This is a genomic window from Arthrobacter sp. GCM10027362 (genome assembly GCF_042679445.1).
Classification (GTDB): domain Bacteria; phylum Actinomycetota; class Actinomycetes; order Actinomycetales; family Micrococcaceae; genus Crystallibacter.
Window position 1 is genome coordinate 1 of record NZ_JBHTML010000021.1, and the last position, 15,187, is coordinate 15,187.

Genomic DNA, 15,187 nt, shown 5'->3' on the forward strand with positions numbered 1-15,187 from the left:
CTCGCCGGGGTCGCCGCCCCGGCGGTGCTCGACGCCGGAGCCGGCACCGGCTACTACCTCGCGCACGTTCTGCAGCAGCGTCCCGATGCCGCCGCAGTAGCCCTGGACCTCTCCAAATTCGCCCTGCGCCGCGCCGCCCAGGCGGTGCCCGGTGCCCTGTGCCTGGTCTGGGACCTGTGGCGGCCCCTGCCGCTGGCCGCCGCCGGCGTGGACCTGGTGCTCAATGTCTTTGCCCCGCGGAACGCTGCCGAATATGCCCGCGTGCTCGCCCCGGACGGGCACCTGCTGGTGGTCACCCCGGCCCCCGGCCATCTGGCGCAGCTGCGCGGCGTCGTTCCGCTGCTCGAAATCCAGGAGGATAAGGCGGCGAAGCTGGCGGAGGCGCTGTCCGAACACTTCGACCCGGTGTCCGGACAGGAGGTCTTCGCCGGGATGGAGTTGGATGCCGGCGGCGTGGAGCAGCTGGTGATGATGGGGCCGGGCGCCCACCACACCGATGCCGCAGGCGTCCGCGCAGCGCTCGCCGAAATTGACCTGCCGCTGGCCGTGGATGCACGGTTCACCCTCAGCGTGTTCCGCAAGCGAACGTAGCGCCGCCAGAGCCTGGTGCCAGACCCCCGGGCCGTCCGGGCGGCTTGCGGTCCAGGTCACAACTTGGCCACGGTTGGAGGTTATCCCCAGTCTGTCCGCCGCTACCCCGCCGGACGCGGCCCGCATCATGCATGATGGAAACAGCGGAAAGGGGAAGCCATGCTTGACTGGCTTGTGGCCAACAGCTGGGTGCTCTGGCTGGCACTGTTCCTGTTGCTGGCGATCGTCGAAATGATGACGCTGGACCTGTTCTTCATCATGCTCTCCGCCGGTGCCCTGGCCGCGCTCTTCGCCGGGCTGCTGGGCGGCCCGTTCTGGGCGCAGGTGGTGGTTTTCTGCGTGGTGGCCCTGCTCATGGTCCTGTTTGTCCGGCCTGTGGCCCTGCGGCATCTGAACAAAGGTCCGGCCGAACTGCGCACCAATGTGGAGCGGCTAATCGGCGAGACCGCCATGACCTTGGAGGCGGTGACCGACCACTCCGGCCTGGTCAAGATCGGTGGCGACACGTGGACTGCGCGCTCCCGCGACGGGTCGCTGATTCCGGCCGGGCAGCGGGTCGAGGTGGCCGGGATCGACGGCGCAACGGCCGTGGTGGCCCCTGCCGGCAAGACACTGACCGACTATGAAGCGGGGGAAGCATGAACGGCAACACCGGCCTGTGGATCGTCCTACTGGTCCTGGTCATATTCGTGGTGATTGTGCTGGTACGGTCCATCCGGATCGTTCCCCAGGCGCGGGCCGGAGTCGTTGAACGCCTGGGCAAGTACCAGCGCACCCTCAATCCCGGCCTGACCGTCCTGATCCCCTTCGTGGACAGGCTCCTGCCGCTGCTGGACCTGCGCGAGCAGGTGGTCTCCTTCCCGCCGCAGCCGGTCATCACCTCGGACAACCTGGTGGTGTCCATTGACACGGTGGTCTACTTCCAGGTCACGGACCCGCGGGCGGCCACGTACGAGATCGCCAACTACATCCAGGCCGTCGAGCAGCTGACCACCACCACCCTGCGCAACGTGGTGGGCGGGCTGGACCTTGAAGAGGCGCTGACCTCCCGCGACCGGATCAACGGACAGCTGCGCGGCGTGCTGGACGAGGCCACGGGCCGCTGGGGCATCCGGGTCTCCCGGGTGGAGCTGAAGGCAATCGATCCGCCCCACTCGATCCAGGAGTCGATGGAGAAGCAGATGCGCGCCGAGCGCGACCGCCGCGCCGCGATCCTGACGGCCGAAGGTACCAAGCAGTCCCAGATCCTGACCGCCGAAGGCCAGCGGCAGTCGGCGATCCTCAAGGCCGAGGGCGATGCCCAGGCCGCCATCCTCAGGGCCGACGGCGAGGCGCAGGCCATCCAGAAGGTCTTTGACGCCATCCACAAGGGCAACCCGTCGCAGAAGCTGCTGGCCTACCAGTACCTGCAGACCCTGCCCAAGCTGGCGGAGGGATCGGCCAACAAACTGTGGATCATCCCGAGCGAAGTGGGCGAGGCGCTCAAGGGAATCGGCAATGTTCTCAGCGGCGCGGCACCGGGCGCAACACCGGACACGGTGGCCTCGGACGGCGTCGCGGCGCCGTCCGAGTCCACCGGCAGTCCCGCCATGCAGCCGCGGGCCGAGCACTGACGCCTTTGCTTTACGCCGCTGCCGGTTCCGCACTATAATTGGTTGTTTGCCTGAGAAGCTGAAGCGCGCCGGGCCAGGCGGCGCGCCGGGAACAGTTTGCCCGGCGCCGTCGTTGAATCCAGTGCGGGTTATGGGCCATGGCACTACAGGCCCACTAGACAAGAGGGAGAGATCATGAGCGATCGTAGCCTGCGGGGTATGCGCCTCGGAGCGCAGAGCATGGAGACGGAATCCGGTGTGGAGCCGGCACCGCGTCAGCGCGTGGAGTACCGCTGCGAGGACGGTGAGCAGGTTTTCGTCACCTTCGCCGCCGAGGCTGAGATCCCTCCGACCTGGGTTTCCAAGACCGGCAAGGAAGCAGTGCTGGTCAACGGCGAGAAGCCGACGGATAGCAACGAGAAGCCGGTGCGCACGCACTGGGACATGCTGCTGGAGCGCCGCAGCATCGAGGAACTTGAGCAGATCCTCGAAGACCGCCTGAACGACCTGCGCGCCCGCCGCGGAGAGCGCCGCTCGGCCTGACGCCCCGCAGCACAAAGCTTGGCGGAGGGGCACCCGTTCGGGTGCCCCTCCGCCGTTTGTTTAATGTCCGGGTCTGGCCGTCCCGGTGCAGCCGGCTCAGCCGGCAGTACGGCCGGTCAGCGCACGCCAGCGTGCGGACAGGCCCCACTTGGTCACCAGCAGGATGGACTCGAGAACGATGTTGCCGCTCATTTTCGATTGGCCGAACTCGCGTTCCACGAAGGTGATGGGCACCTCGCGGACCGCAAACCCGTTCTTGAGGGTCTTCCAGGTCAAATCCACCTGGAAGCAATAGCCGACTGATTCCACCGAGTCCAGGTCGATCTTCCGCAGGGTGTCTGCTTGGAAGGCGTTGTAGCCGCCGGTGATGTCCCTGATGCGCACCCCCAGCAGGATCCGCGAATACAGGCTGCCGCCTCGGGAGAGCAGCTTGCGGTGCAGCGGCCAGTTGACGACCTTGCCCCCGGGGATCCAGCGCGAACCCTTGACCATGTCCGCACCCTGCTCAAGCGCACCGACCAGCCGGGGCAGCTCTTCGGGCTGGTGCGAGCCGTCCGCATCCATTTCCACCAAGGCGTCATAGCCTCGTTCCAGGCCCCACTTGAAGCCGGCGACGTAGGCCGCGCCGAGGCCTTCCTTGCCCCGGCGGTGCAGCACGTGGATGGCCGGGTCTTCGGCGGCCATCCGGTCCGCAAGCTCCCCGGTTCCGTCCGGGGAATTATCGTCCACCACCAGCACGTCCGAGTCGGGAACCGCCTGCCGCAGGCGCGAGACCGTCAGGGGCAGCGACTGGATTTCGTTGTATGTCGGAATGATGGTGACGACCCGCACTCATCTGCCTTTCGATATTTTCACTCCCGCGCCCTGACTCCGGGCACGAACAGTTCAGTATATCGGGCACCATCCGTGCTTTGTCGTACAAAGGTAGGTTTGCGCACCTTCGGGCCGAGCTGCCGCTTCCCCGTGAATCGGCAGTTCGTTATCTACGGGTGCGCAAACCTACCCGTTGGATGCCGGTTCCGATACGGCGGCTCCCGTTCGCCACAGCACTGCACGTCCCGGGACAACCACCACGGGACCGGCTCGGGCTGGATTCCTCAGGAAATACCAACCCGATGAGCACCAAGCTTACGTGCTCGACGGATGGTGTCAATGGGCGGTTGACCTGCGGTTTGCCTGAAATCCGCAGGTCAGACCGGCGCATTGGAAGGCGGAAATTGCTGCCGGACGCTTGCCGCCGCCCGGCATGTCGGATGGTGCGATCCGGGCTCAGCCGAGCGCGCCGCCGTCAAAGATCGGTCGGCCGCCCAACACCGTGCGTTCGCAGCGCGGCAGCCTGTCCGTGTCGAGCGAGGGCAGCAGCGGGGTGCCGGCGCGGGCATCGGTGCTCCAGGCGGATACCCGGTTGTCCGGGGTCTGCACGGACAGTTCCTCCACGTCCCAGACCGCGAAGGTGGCCGGCGTGCCCGGGGCCAGCTGCCCCTCGAGCGGGTTCCGCTCCCCCGCTGCCCGCCAGCCGGCGCGGGTGTGGGCCAGGAAGGCCGCACGCGCGGAGATCCGCTCCGCGGGATTGTGGTGCTCCAGGCAGGCGCGCACGGTGGCCCAGGGATCTTGGGCAGTGACGGGGGCATCCGAGCCCAGGCAGACCGGCACGCCGGAGGTCTGCAGCGTCCCGACGGCATTCATGGCCAGGGACCGTTCCGCGCCCAGCCGCGCCGCGTACATCGAAGACTCCCCGCCCCAATAGGCGTCGAAGAGCGGCTGCATGCTGACGCTGACGCCGTAGGCCAGCAGCCTGTCGACGGCGCCTGGCGGGAGCATTTCCACATGTTCGAGCCGGTGCCGGGCGGCACGGACCTTGGCCTCCCCCACGCGTCCGGCCGCCAGCGCCAGCGCGTCCAGCACGCGGTCCAGCCCGGCATCGCCGATCACGTGGAAACCGCCCTGAATGCCGTGCTCGGAGCACAGTTCCAAGTGCCGGGCGGCCTCTTCGACGTCCAGGAACAGCTGGCCGGATTCGCCGGCGGCGTCGGTATAGCCGCCGTGCACGCAGGCGGTGTGCGAGCCGATGGAGCCGTCCATGGCCAGGTCCCCCGCCAGGCCGCGCAACTGGCCGCCGAAGAAGTCGAGCAGGCCGGCCAGCTCTTCCTGTGTCCGAACCAGCTGGCCCCAGTACGGCAGCACCTTCGGCAGCCGGCCCGGACCGGACCCGGCCAGCTCCAGCAGGGACAGCAGGTCCTCGGCCGGGCCGATCTGCGGGGAGCCCATTTCCGCCACCGCCACATAGCCGCGCGCCGCGGCGTGCCGCAGCGCGCGTTCCTGGAGCTCCCGGCGCCGGCCCGGAGCCAGGTTCCGGACGGCGGCGCGGGCCTGTTCGTGCGCGGCGGTGCGCACGTGTCCGGCCTCGGACCAGCCCTCGGCCTGCTGCGGGCCGGCGCGGGCTGCCAGCGTGCCGGACACGACGGCGGAGTGCACGTCCACGCGGCTGAGGTAGACCTCCCGGCCGCCGGAAGCGCGGTCCAGTTCGGCAGCGGTCGGCGGGCGGTTCTCCGGCCAGCGAGTCTCGTCCCAGCCGTGGCCCAGGACGGGGCCGGCTTCCCGGGCTGCCTGCCGGGCCACCAGGTCCAGCACGTCCCGGACCGACCCGGCAGCGAAAAGGTCCAGGGATTCCAAGGCCAGGCCGGTTTCGGTAACGTGCACGTGCGAATCGACGAAACCGGGGGTGATAAGGCGCCCGCCCAGGTCCACTACCTGCATGCTTCCGTCCGCAATCGAGGTCGCCGCATGCTCGGACCCGACCCAGGCCACGGTGCCGCCGTCAACCAGCATTGCGGTCGCGTACGGATCCGCGGGACTGTAAACCGATCCGTTGCGGTAGAGGGTAGGGCCGGCCTGCTCCCTGGCGCTGGCAGGCATGGATGCGCTCATGAAGTTCCTTTGCGATAAAACCAGTGAAAAAATTTCCGGCGCCGGATGCCGGTGCGCTAATCGGAAACCCCGGAATAGGCGACCACGCCGCGGCGCACCAGGTCGATGGCGTCCCGGCAAAGCCCGGCAATCCGCCGGTCCAGTCCGGGGACCTTGGCCAGCTGGTCCAGCAGGTCGATGACCTGCTTGGCCCAGCGTACGAAGTCCCCGGCGGCCAGGTCGGTGCCCTGCAGCGCCGCCTGCAGGCCGCGGCCGCGGGCCCATTTGAAAAGCGGCCAGACCAGCCCGAACTCCGGTTCGCTGCTGAGCGGCAGCCGGTGCCGCTCCTCCAGGTCGGTCAGCGACGCCCATTCCCGCACCGCGGTTTCCACCGATGTTTCCAGCGAGATGCTTGGCATCCGGGGCCGGATCCCGGTCTCCTCCCGCTTGGACTGGTACACCAGCACCGAGGCGAAGGCCGCCATCTCGGCCGCGTCCAGGTCGTCGAAGGCTCCATGCTCCAGGCACAGGGCCACCAGCAGGTCCCGGTCCCCGTAGATCCGGCGCAGCCTGGCCCCCGCCGGGCTGATGGCGACGCTGTCGTCGGAACCGGTGGTGATGTAGCCGTAGGACGCCAGGACCTCGCACACCCGGTCAAACGTCTTGGCGATGGTGTTGGTCCGGCCCTGGATCTGGGACATCAGCTGGTCCGTCTCCCGGCGCAGCTTGAACCAGCGCTCCGCCCAGCGGGCGTGGTCCTCGCGTTCGCTGCAGCCGTGGCAGGGATGGGCCTTGAGCTTGCGGCGCAGCTCGGTGATCTGGCGCTCATGCCGCTCGGAACCGGGGACCACGAAGTCCCGGTACTCGGCGCCGCGCCGGGGCGGGCGGTGCTCGTGCAGGGCATTGCGGATGGAGGAGGCCAGGTCCCGGCGCGACTTGGGACTGCGCTCGTTGAAGCTCTTGGGTACCCGGATACTCGAGACCACCTCCACCGGGCCGTCGAAATCCTGGACGGACAGGCGGCGGACCTGCTTGTCCATGGTCAGCACGCTGGGACGCGGCTCGTGTCCGGAGAGGTCGGTTTCGAGAATGACGGCGTAGCCCTCGCTGCGTCCCCCGGGCACCTCCACGATGTCGCCGCGCCGCAGCCGTTCCAGCGAATCCGCGGCGGCGTGCCGGCGGTGCCTGGACCGCGAGGTGGCGGACTCGCGCTCGGCGTCCTTGAGGGCCCGCCGCAGGGCGGCGTATTCGGCGAAGTCGCCCAGGTGGCAGGTCATGGCCGTGGTGTACCCGGCCAGTGTTTCTTCCCGGCTGCGCACCTGCTTGGCCAGCCCCACCACCGAGCGGTCCGCCTGGAACTGGGCGAAGGAGGTCTCCAGGATGTCCCTGGCGCGCGGGCGGCCGAACTGGGCGATCAGGTTGATGCTCATGTTGTAGGTGGGCCGGAAACTCGAATTCAGCGGGTAGGTCCGCCGGGACGCGAGACCGGCCACTGCCGCCGGATCCGTGCCCGGCTGCCAGAGCACGACCCCGTGGCCTTCGACGTCGATTCCCCGGCGCCCGGCGCGGCCGGTCAGCTGCGTATACTCGCCGGCGGTGATGTTCACGTGCGCCTCGCCGTTGAACTTGTCCAGCTTCTCCAGCACCACCGTCCGGGCGGGCATGTTGATGCCCAGGGCCAGGGTTTCGGTGGCAAAGACGGCCTGGATCAGCCCGTCCGCGAAGAGCTGTTCCACCACCTCCTTGAAGGCGGGCAGCATGCCCGCATGGTGGGCGGCGATGCCCCGGACCAGCCCCTCGCGCCAGGTCCAGTAGCCGAGCACGTCCCGGTCCTCGTCGAGGATGTCCACGGTGGCTTCGTCCACCCGGCGGGCAATGACCTGCCGTTCGCGCTCGGAGGTGAGCAGCAGCCCGGACTCCAGGCACTGGCGCACCGCTGCCTCGCAGCCGTTGCGGGAGAAGATGAACGTGATGGCCGGCAGCAGCCCCTCCTTGTCCAGTTGGGCGATGATCTGCGGCCTGCTGGCCTTCGGCACCCGCGTCATCGGCTGGACCGGGCGCGAGGGGCCCCGGCGCCCGCGCCCTCCGCCGGGACGGCCCCAGCCGGCGCCGCGGTTAAGCCGGTGCTCGGAAGTGGCCAGCTTCATCAGTTCGGGATTGACGGTGTACCGGCTGTCCGGCGCCGGTCCGTCCTCGGAGGCGGGCGCCGCTTCGTCGAACGCGACCTCGGAAGCGAACAGGTCCAGGATTTCCTTGCCCACCATCACGTGCTGCCAAAGCGGCACCGGCCGGTGTTCGGAAACGACGACGTCGGTATCCCCCCGCACGGTGTCGAGCCAGGCGCCGAATTCCTCTGCGTTGGAGACCGTGGCCGAGAGCGAGACCAGCTGCACTTCGGCGGGCAGGTGGATGATCACTTCTTCCCAGACGGCCCCCCGGAACCGGTCCGCCAGGTAGTGCACCTCGTCCATGACCACGTAGCCCAAGTCAGCGAGGGTATCCGAATTGGCGTAGAGCATGTTCCGCAGCACCTCGGTGGTCATGACCACCACGTCCGCGTTCGGGTTCACGGACACGTCCCCGGTGAGCAGGCCCACCCTCCCGGTCCCATAGGTGTGGACCAGTTCGTTGTACTTCTGGTTGCTCAGCGCCTTGATGGGCGTGGTGTAGAAGGCCTTCAGCCCGCGCTCGAGCGCCAGGTAGACAGCGAATTCGCCGATCACCGTCTTGCCCGCCCCGGTGGGCGCGGCAACCAGGACGCCGCGGCCGCGCTCCACCGATTCGCAGGCCTCGCGCTGGAAGGGATCCAGCTCGAATTCGAGGGTCTGCGTAAAGGCGTACAGGCGGGTTTTCTGGAATGCCGTCCTTTCGGCTGCGGCGCGGTATCGCTCGGATGGAGAACTCATATTAGAAGCCTACGCGCTGCCCCGCGGCGGCCTGAACCATCTTGGGAGGTTCCGGGTGAGTGGGGCGCGAGGGCCGCGCCGTGGCGGCGCAGCCGACACCGCGGGAGCGCCCCAATCAGGATCCGCCGAGTTCTTCCAGCGGGGTCGCCCGGCCCGCGTTGCGGGAGATCTCGGCATCCCGGGCCGTCCGGCGGCGTTCGCGGCGCCTGTCATTGAGCAGGCAGATGCCCACGGCCACGAAGAACAGGAACAGCAGCGGCCCGGCCAGCAGGAACATGGACATCGCGTCCGGGCCGGGGGCCGCCATGGCTGCCACCACGCAGACCACGAACACGATGATGCGCCAGCTCTTGATGATCTGCCGTCCGCTGATCAGCCCGGCGAAGTTGATCCCCACCAGGACCACCGGCGTCAGGAAGGCGGCACCCAGCGAGAGCAGCATGCGCATGACGAAGGTCAGATAGTCGGTGGCCAGGATGATGTTCGAGCCGCCCTCGGGGGTGAACATCGTCAGGACCTTGACGATTTCGGGCAGCACCAGCCAGCCGAAGTAGATGCCCAGCAGGAACAGCGGCACGGCCGAGAGCATGAAGCCGAGCGTGTAGCGGCGTTCCTTCGCCTTGAGCCCCGGGGTGATGAAGGCCCAGACCTGGTAGATCCAGACCGGCGAGCTGACCAGGATGCCCAGGAAGATGGAAACCTGGATCTTCAGGTCGAAAGGTGAGCCCACGCTGCCGAAATTGATCTCGGCCTGGCGGCCCTGCTCGGCCGAGATCTCGAACATCGGCTGCTGGACCGCGGCCATCACCGGGTCGTACAGGAACCATCCTCCGATGGCGCCAAGCAGCACGGCGATGCCGGAGACAATCAGCCGGTTCCGCAACTCCCGGATGTGCTCCTTGAGCGGCATCCGTCCTTCGGGGTTGGCCTTCCGCCCTGATTTTCGCGCCATCGGCCTTTACTGCTGGCCCGGCGGCTGGGTGCCGCCGTTGGCGTTGGGCGCCTGGTCTTCCTTGCGTACGTTGCGCGGCGGATTCATCACGCGGCCTTCGACCGGTTCGTCCGCGGCCCGCGCCGCATCCTCGTCCTTCATCTGCTTGACCTCGGACTTGAAGATCCGCAGGGACTGTCCCACGCTGCGTGCGAGACCGGGCAGTTTCGGAGCACCGAACAGCAGCAGGGCAACGATGATCAAAATGATGATTGCCCAAGGGCTATCGAAGAGACGTCCCATAACGTGCTTCCTTTCGTATCGAATCCATCCTACGTCAGTCCGGCGTCGTGCACGGACTGGCGCTGGCCCCGGGCCGCCCGCCGGGCCACCCGCCGCACCCGGCGGGCCTCCCGCCGCCGGACCTTGCCTTCCACATAGTCGGCCCGGACCCGCTCCGGATCCTTAAAGACTGCGGGGATGGAGACGCCATCGTCCTTCGGTACGGCAGGCGACGGCGCGGCGGTCACCGTGAGCTTGGCGGCGGCCGCCTCAAGATCGGCCAGCGTCGCCATGAAGGCGCGGAATATCCGCCAGCCGAGGAAGATGATGAACAGCAGGGCGACGGCGCACAGCGCCACCCACAGGAGGATCCAAAACCAGAACGGCATATGCGTAAGTCTATCGGCCGAGGGCCCCGGCCCGAGCTTGCGAGGCAAGAGAGCGGCTAGGGGTCCCCGCACGCGGAGCGTGTGGGGCAGGCCGCGAACGGGGAGGCCGGTAGCTAGGCCCCTTTCCTGTAGGCCGCGGCCAGGGAGCCGGCGGCTTCCGCAGCCTCACGCAGCCACGCCAGCGTGTCCGCGGCCAGGCCCGCCGGTTCCAGCACGGCGAGTTCGCCGCCATGCCGGGCCACCAGCCCGGGCACCAGCGCCGTCGAGGCGAGCCGCAGCTCGGCCACGCACCCGCCGCCGGCCAAGGGCACCCGGCGCACGGCGTTGTATTGCTCGGCCAGTGATTCCAGCCGGGCCGAGATGCGCAGCACCACGTGCTCGTCGCTCTCCTGCGGGGTGAACAGGCTCTGCGGGAAACCTGTGTCCGGTCCGTCCGGCTCGGCAAAGTGCCTCCCGGTCCGGGTCAGCGAACGGATCCGGTCCACGCGGAACTGCCGCCGGCCCTGCTGGCGGTGGCACCAGGCGCTGAGGTACCAGTGCCCGTCCTGGGCAAAGACCTGCAGCGGGTCGATTTCCCGGACGGTGACCTCGTCCCGGTAGGCCACCAGGTATTCCATATCGAGCGTCTCGCGCACCAGCACGGCCTCCTGGAGCTGCTCCACATACGGTGCGGCCGCGGCCTCGTCGAAATCCGCAGCCACGGCACGGAAGCCGTCCTCGCCGCCGGTGGCCTCCAGCAGCTTGTCCAACGCGGTGTTCAGTGCCTGGTGGCCGCCGACGCCGGGCACGGTTTCCAGTGCCTGCAGCCCGACTACCAGGGACAGCGCCTCGTCCAGGCCCAGGCGCACGGGCTGGGAGATCTCCTCCGCGTTCCGAATGAAGATGCAGCCGGATTCCCATTCGGCTTCGATCAGCTGGTCCGGACCGTACCCGGGGGCGCCGCAGACAAAGAGCAGGTTGAGGTCCTTGACCAGCTGGGCCGTGGACACCTGGAACAATCTCGCGGTTTCGGCCAGGTCCGCACCCTGGTTGCCGGTCACGTAGGAGACCAGGTCCAGCAGCCGGGGCAGGTGATCCAGCGCCGAGGACTTCCGGTGCCCGGCGCCGTTGCGGGCACCTGCCTCGGGCAGCATGTACGGCGGCGCCGGCTCCTGCGCCGCCGCCAGTGCCCCTTCCAGCCGCCGCCGGACCGCCTCGGCCAGCTCCGGCGGGGAAACCACGCGGACCTGCGCGCCGTAGGCGGCGATCTCCTCCGCCAGCACGTCGACGTCGTTGAAGCGGTACGCGACCCTGTCCCAGCCCCGTTCCGCGCGCCCCTGCCCCGGGGCACCGGTACGGAACACGTTGGCCCGGCCCGGCCGCAGCAGCAGCTCTGCGGTCTGTTCCCGGCCGCTGGGGTCAAGGGCCGCCAGGGCCGCACGCATGGTGAACCCTTCCGGCCGTTCGTAGCTGCCGGTCAGTTTCTTCACCGCCGAGGTGACACGCGAGAGCCGGAAGGTCCGCTCGCCATCCTTGTCCATATCCCGGCCCACCAGGTACCAGTTACCGAACCGGTTGCCCAGCCCCCATGGTTCGACCCTGCGCACAGTGGACTTCTGCGACGTCCCTGCCCGGTAGGCGAAGGAAACCGGGTACCGGTCCAAGACGGCATCGAGCATGTCGTCGAAGGCCGGCTCGGCGGTCCGCAGCCGCGGTTCCACCCCGATCAGCGTGTCCGACTCCGCCAGCGCGCCGCGCACGTCCAGCCGGCGCACGGCCCGGGCCGCGGCCGAACCCAGCGAGGCCTGCTGCCACACCCGCGAGGCCAGGGACAGGACGGCAGTTTCTTCCGCGGTAAACGACAGTTCCGGCAGCCGGTAGGCGCTCCGGTCGATCCGATACCGGCTAACGCTCTGGTCGTGGTCGAAGAAAGTGTCCTCGGAGAAGGTCTCCACCGGCACGCCCATGTCCCGCAGGGCCTCCTTGTCCCGCTCGAACAGGCGGTTGAAGGCCTCCTCGGTGGGGGCATCCTTGTAGGAGGGAATGAGGGAGCGCAGTTCTTCCTTGCTGTAGCCGCGCCGCCGCTCCAGCAGGGCGATGGTCAGGTTCAGCAGGCGCTCGGTCTTGGACACGGACATAATTCAACGTTACTTTCCGGACGCGGCGGCCCGCGACGTTAACGAAACGGACGGGGTAACGATGGCCTAACGTTCACCGTTCCCCGTCCGCAGACATAGAGTGGAGCGCCCCGATCCCTAGCGGACGGCGAGCAGGTCCACCACGAAGATCAGGGATTCGTTCGGCCCAATTGCGGAACCGGCACCGCGGCTGCCGTAGGCCAGCTCGGAGGGGATTTCCAGCCGGCGGCGGCCGCCGACCCTCATGCCCAGCAAGCCCTGGTCCCAGCCCTGGATAACCTGGCCCACGCCCACCCGGAAGTCCAGGGGTGCACCCCGGTTCCAGGAGGCGTCGAATTCCTCGCCGGTGGACCAGGCTACGCCAACATAGTGGGTGGAGACGGTGTCCCCTGCCTTGGCCTCCGGGCCGTCGCCGACAATGAGGTCCTCGATCTTCAGCTCGGTGGGAGCCTCGGTGCCGGGGAAATCGATTTCGGGCTTCTGGCGGTCATACTCGCGCTGGCCGAATGACATAGTTCTCCTCTACTAGGGGATTGGTTGCGCCTAATCTTACTTGGCGCCCTTGATATCGACGACGAAAACGAGCGGACCCGACGGTGCACCCTGCTGCTGGACCGGATCACCATAGGCTAGTTCGGCGGGGATGACCAGCATGACGGATGATCCCACCCTCTGGCCGGCCAGGCCCAAGGTCCAGCCCTTGATGACCTGGTTGAGCGGGAAATCGGCGGTTTCGCCGCGCGAGTAACTCGAGTCGAAGACTTTGCCGTCCTCCCAGCGGACGCCCGCGTAGTGGGCGGTAACGGTGCTCGATGACGTTACCTTGGCGCCGGTGCCTTCCTTGAGGACCTTGACGACCAGGTCCGACGGAGCATCCTTTTTCGCCGGGATCTTGATGGTCGGCACATTCTTGGCATTCCGCGTAACGGTGGGCAGCGCGCCTGCCTCGTCGAGCTTCTTGACCTCGCTCTGGCCCATAAGCTTAGGTGCGTCCTTGGCGCTCTCCACCCGCATGACCAGCAGGCTGGCAGGCTGAGGGCTGCTCGTACTGCCCGCCGGAGCCTCTGCTGCGGGTTCCATGTACGCCAGCTCCGCGCCGACCTTGCTGTGGATCAGGGCGTCGTAGACCGCGGGAACCTGCGCCTTCAGCGCATCGTCGACGGTCATGCTCTGCTGCGTTCCCTGGGAGTAGGTGTCCCCCGTGGACTGGCCGTCCTGCGCGTTGAAAAGCGCCGCGTTGTATTTGAGGATCTGGCCGGGCTTGATGGCCTGGCCGGTGCCTTCGGCCAATGTCTTGACCGAGGGCTCGGAGACGGTCAAAGGTTTGTCGAACTCAACCTTCGGTGCCTTGTCCTTGTCCCAAGACGTAACCTTGACGGATTCGAGGGCAGATTCCTTGCCCGAAGTAGACGAATCCGAGCCGCCGCAGGCAGTGAGCATCAGGGCAAATGGCAACAGAATCGCGAGTAATTTGCGCACAGTTCAACTTTCAATGGAGGTCATTGCCGTGCCCATTGTCGCAGAGAAAGCCGTGCCAAGTCAGGCTGGGCCGGCTCAAGGGACCGGTCAGAGCGATGCCAGCAGGGCGTCCACCCTTTCGTCGGTGCTGCGGAACGGGTCCTTGCACAAAATGGTCTGCTGGGAACGGTCATTGAGCTTCAGGTGCACCCAGTCCACCGTGAAGTCCCGGCCGTGTTCGCGGGCCGCGCGCACGAAGTCCCCGCGCAGCTTGGCCCGGGTGGTCTGCGGCGGGGTGTCGACGGCGGACTTGATGTCCGCATCGTCGACCACGCGGTCCACCTCGCCGCGGTTTTGCAGCAGGTAGAACAGGCCGCGGGTGCGCGAAATGTCGTGGTAGGTCAGGTCCAGCTGCGCCAGCCTGGCGGATTCAAGCGTCAGCCCGTGGCGGGCCTGGACGCGTTCGATCAGCTTCTTCTTGATGGCCCAGTCAATTTCCCGGGAGATGGGCTCGTGGTCCCCGCTCCCGACGGCCGCCAAGGTCCGCTCCCACAGGTCCAGGATCCGCGCCACGTGCGGAGTGTGCGCCCCGTGCTCGGCGACGAAGTCCTTGGCCTTGGACAGGTACTCCTGCTGCATCTGCACGGACGACATCTCCCTGCCGTTGGCCAGCTTCAGGGGCTTGGAACCGGTCAGGTCATGGGAGATGTCCCGGATGCTGCGGATCGGGTTCTCCAGCCGCATGTCGCGCATGATGGTCCCGGCCTCGATCATCCGCAGCAGCAGGTCCACGGTGCCGATCTTCAGCAGCGTGGTGGTTTCGGACATGTTCGAGTCGCCGTTGATCACATGCAGCCGGCGGTAATATTCGGCGTCGGCATGCGGCTCGTCCCGGGTGTTGATGATCGGCCGGGACCGGGTGGTCGCGGACGAGACGCCTTCCCAGATATGGTCTGCCCGCTGGGAGAACGCATAGATGGAACCGTTCTGGGTCTTGAGCACCTTGCCGGCCCCCACCAGCAGCTGGCGGGTGACCAGGAACGGGATGAGGATGTCCGCCAGCCGGGAGAACTCCAGCTTCCGCGGAATCAGGTAGTTCTCGTGGCTGCCGTAGGAGTTTCCGGCCGAATCCGTGTTGTTCTTGAACAGGTAGACGCTGCCGTCGAACCCTTCCTTATGCAGCCGGTCCTGGGCCTCGTTCATGAGGTCTTCGAGGATCAGCTCGCCGGCGCGGTCCTGGGCGATCAGCTGGGCCGCGTCGTCGCACTCGGCGGTGGCATACTCCGGGTGCGAGCCCACGTCCAGGTACAACCGGGAGCCGTTGGTCAGGAACACGTTGGAGGACCGGCCCCAGGTCACCACCTTGCGGAAGAGGTAGCGGGCCACCTCTTCCGGCGAGAGCGGACGGGATTCCGGAGCCGAGTAGGAAATGCCGAACTCGGTCTCCACACCGAAAATGCGCCGGTCCATG

14 protein-coding genes are annotated in these 15,187 nt (G+C 67.6%); 4 read left to right on the plus strand and 10 right to left on the minus strand.

From position 1 onward, the window contains the following. The 4 genes from ACFQ36_RS05650 to ACFQ36_RS05665 all read left to right on the plus strand — a co-directional run. On the plus strand, window positions 1–591 hold a 591-nt coding region (locus tag ACFQ36_RS05650; RefSeq protein ID WP_377011487.1), incomplete at its 5' end, for a methyltransferase domain-containing protein. A 159-nt stretch (window positions 592–750) separates the two neighbouring features. Then, the gene (locus ACFQ36_RS05655; protein ID WP_377011489.1) at window positions 751–1,233 is read left to right on the plus strand and encodes an NfeD family protein; all 483 of its coding nucleotides are present in this window, start codon (window positions 751–753) and stop codon (window positions 1,231–1,233) included. Beyond that, entirely contained in the window at window positions 1,230–2,204 is a 975-nt protein-coding gene (locus ACFQ36_RS05660) for an SPFH domain-containing protein (protein WP_377011491.1), read from the plus strand. Before ACFQ36_RS05655 ends, ACFQ36_RS05660 begins: the two co-directional genes overlap by 4 nt. 174 nt (window positions 2,205–2,378) lie before the next feature. Beyond that, on the plus strand, window positions 2,379–2,726 hold the full coding sequence (locus ACFQ36_RS05665) for an RNA polymerase-binding protein RbpA (protein WP_377011492.1): 348 nt from the start codon (window positions 2,379–2,381) through the stop codon (window positions 2,724–2,726). A 96-nt stretch (window positions 2,727–2,822) separates the two neighbouring features. On the opposite strand, the gene ACFQ36_RS05670 is transcribed toward ACFQ36_RS05665, so the two are convergent. From ACFQ36_RS05670 to pafA, 10 genes are all read right to left on the minus strand, one after another. Beyond that, the gene (locus tag ACFQ36_RS05670) at window positions 2,823–3,557 is read right to left on the minus strand and encodes a polyprenol monophosphomannose synthase (RefSeq protein ID WP_377011495.1); all 735 of its coding nucleotides are present in this window, start codon (window positions 3,555–3,557) and stop codon (window positions 2,823–2,825) included. A 438-nt stretch (window positions 3,558–3,995) separates the two neighbouring features. Then, window positions 3,996–5,654 carry an amidohydrolase gene (locus ACFQ36_RS05675; protein WP_377011497.1) on the minus strand — a complete coding sequence of 553 codons (1,659 nt, stop codon included), beginning with the start codon at window positions 5,652–5,654 and terminating at the stop codon, window positions 3,996–3,998. A gap of 56 nt (window positions 5,655–5,710) precedes the next feature. Next, window positions 5,711–8,539 carry a DEAD/DEAH box helicase gene (locus tag ACFQ36_RS05680; RefSeq protein ID WP_377011499.1) on the minus strand — a complete coding sequence of 943 codons (2,829 nt, stop codon included), beginning with the start codon at window positions 8,537–8,539 and terminating at the stop codon, window positions 5,711–5,713. A 115-nt stretch (window positions 8,540–8,654) separates the two neighbouring features. Further along, window positions 8,655–9,491, minus strand: a complete 837-nt coding sequence (tatC, locus tag ACFQ36_RS05685; protein ID WP_377011501.1) for a twin-arginine translocase subunit TatC — start codon at window positions 9,489–9,491, stop codon at window positions 8,655–8,657. 6 nt (window positions 9,492–9,497) lie between these two features. Then, complete coding sequence (tatA, locus tag ACFQ36_RS05690) at window positions 9,498–9,773, minus strand: Sec-independent protein translocase subunit TatA (protein ID WP_377011503.1); 276 nt, start codon at window positions 9,771–9,773, stop codon at window positions 9,498–9,500. Window positions 9,774–9,802: 29 nt separating this feature from the next. Continuing rightward, complete coding sequence (locus ACFQ36_RS05695) at window positions 9,803–10,141, minus strand: hypothetical protein (protein WP_377011505.1); 339 nt, start codon at window positions 10,139–10,141, stop codon at window positions 9,803–9,805. A 113-nt stretch (window positions 10,142–10,254) separates the two neighbouring features. Beyond that, complete coding sequence (locus ACFQ36_RS05700) at window positions 10,255–12,258, minus strand: helix-turn-helix transcriptional regulator (RefSeq protein WP_377011506.1); 2,004 nt, start codon at window positions 12,256–12,258, stop codon at window positions 10,255–10,257. Window positions 12,259–12,375: 117 nt separating this feature from the next. Then, window positions 12,376–12,771, minus strand: coding sequence for an FKBP-type peptidyl-prolyl cis-trans isomerase (locus ACFQ36_RS05705; RefSeq protein WP_377011507.1), 396 nt, complete (start codon window positions 12,769–12,771; stop codon window positions 12,376–12,378). A 36-nt stretch (window positions 12,772–12,807) separates the two neighbouring features. After that, window positions 12,808–13,737: an FKBP-type peptidyl-prolyl cis-trans isomerase gene (locus tag ACFQ36_RS05710; RefSeq protein WP_377011509.1), complete on the minus strand. Its 930-nt coding sequence runs from the start codon at window positions 13,735–13,737 to the stop codon at window positions 12,808–12,810. An 87-nt stretch (window positions 13,738–13,824) separates the two neighbouring features. Next, a complete protein-coding gene (pafA, locus tag ACFQ36_RS05715) occupies window positions 13,825–15,186 on the minus strand; it encodes a Pup--protein ligase (RefSeq protein WP_377011512.1) in 1,362 nt (453 codons plus the stop codon). Window position 15,187: the final 1 nt, after the last annotated feature.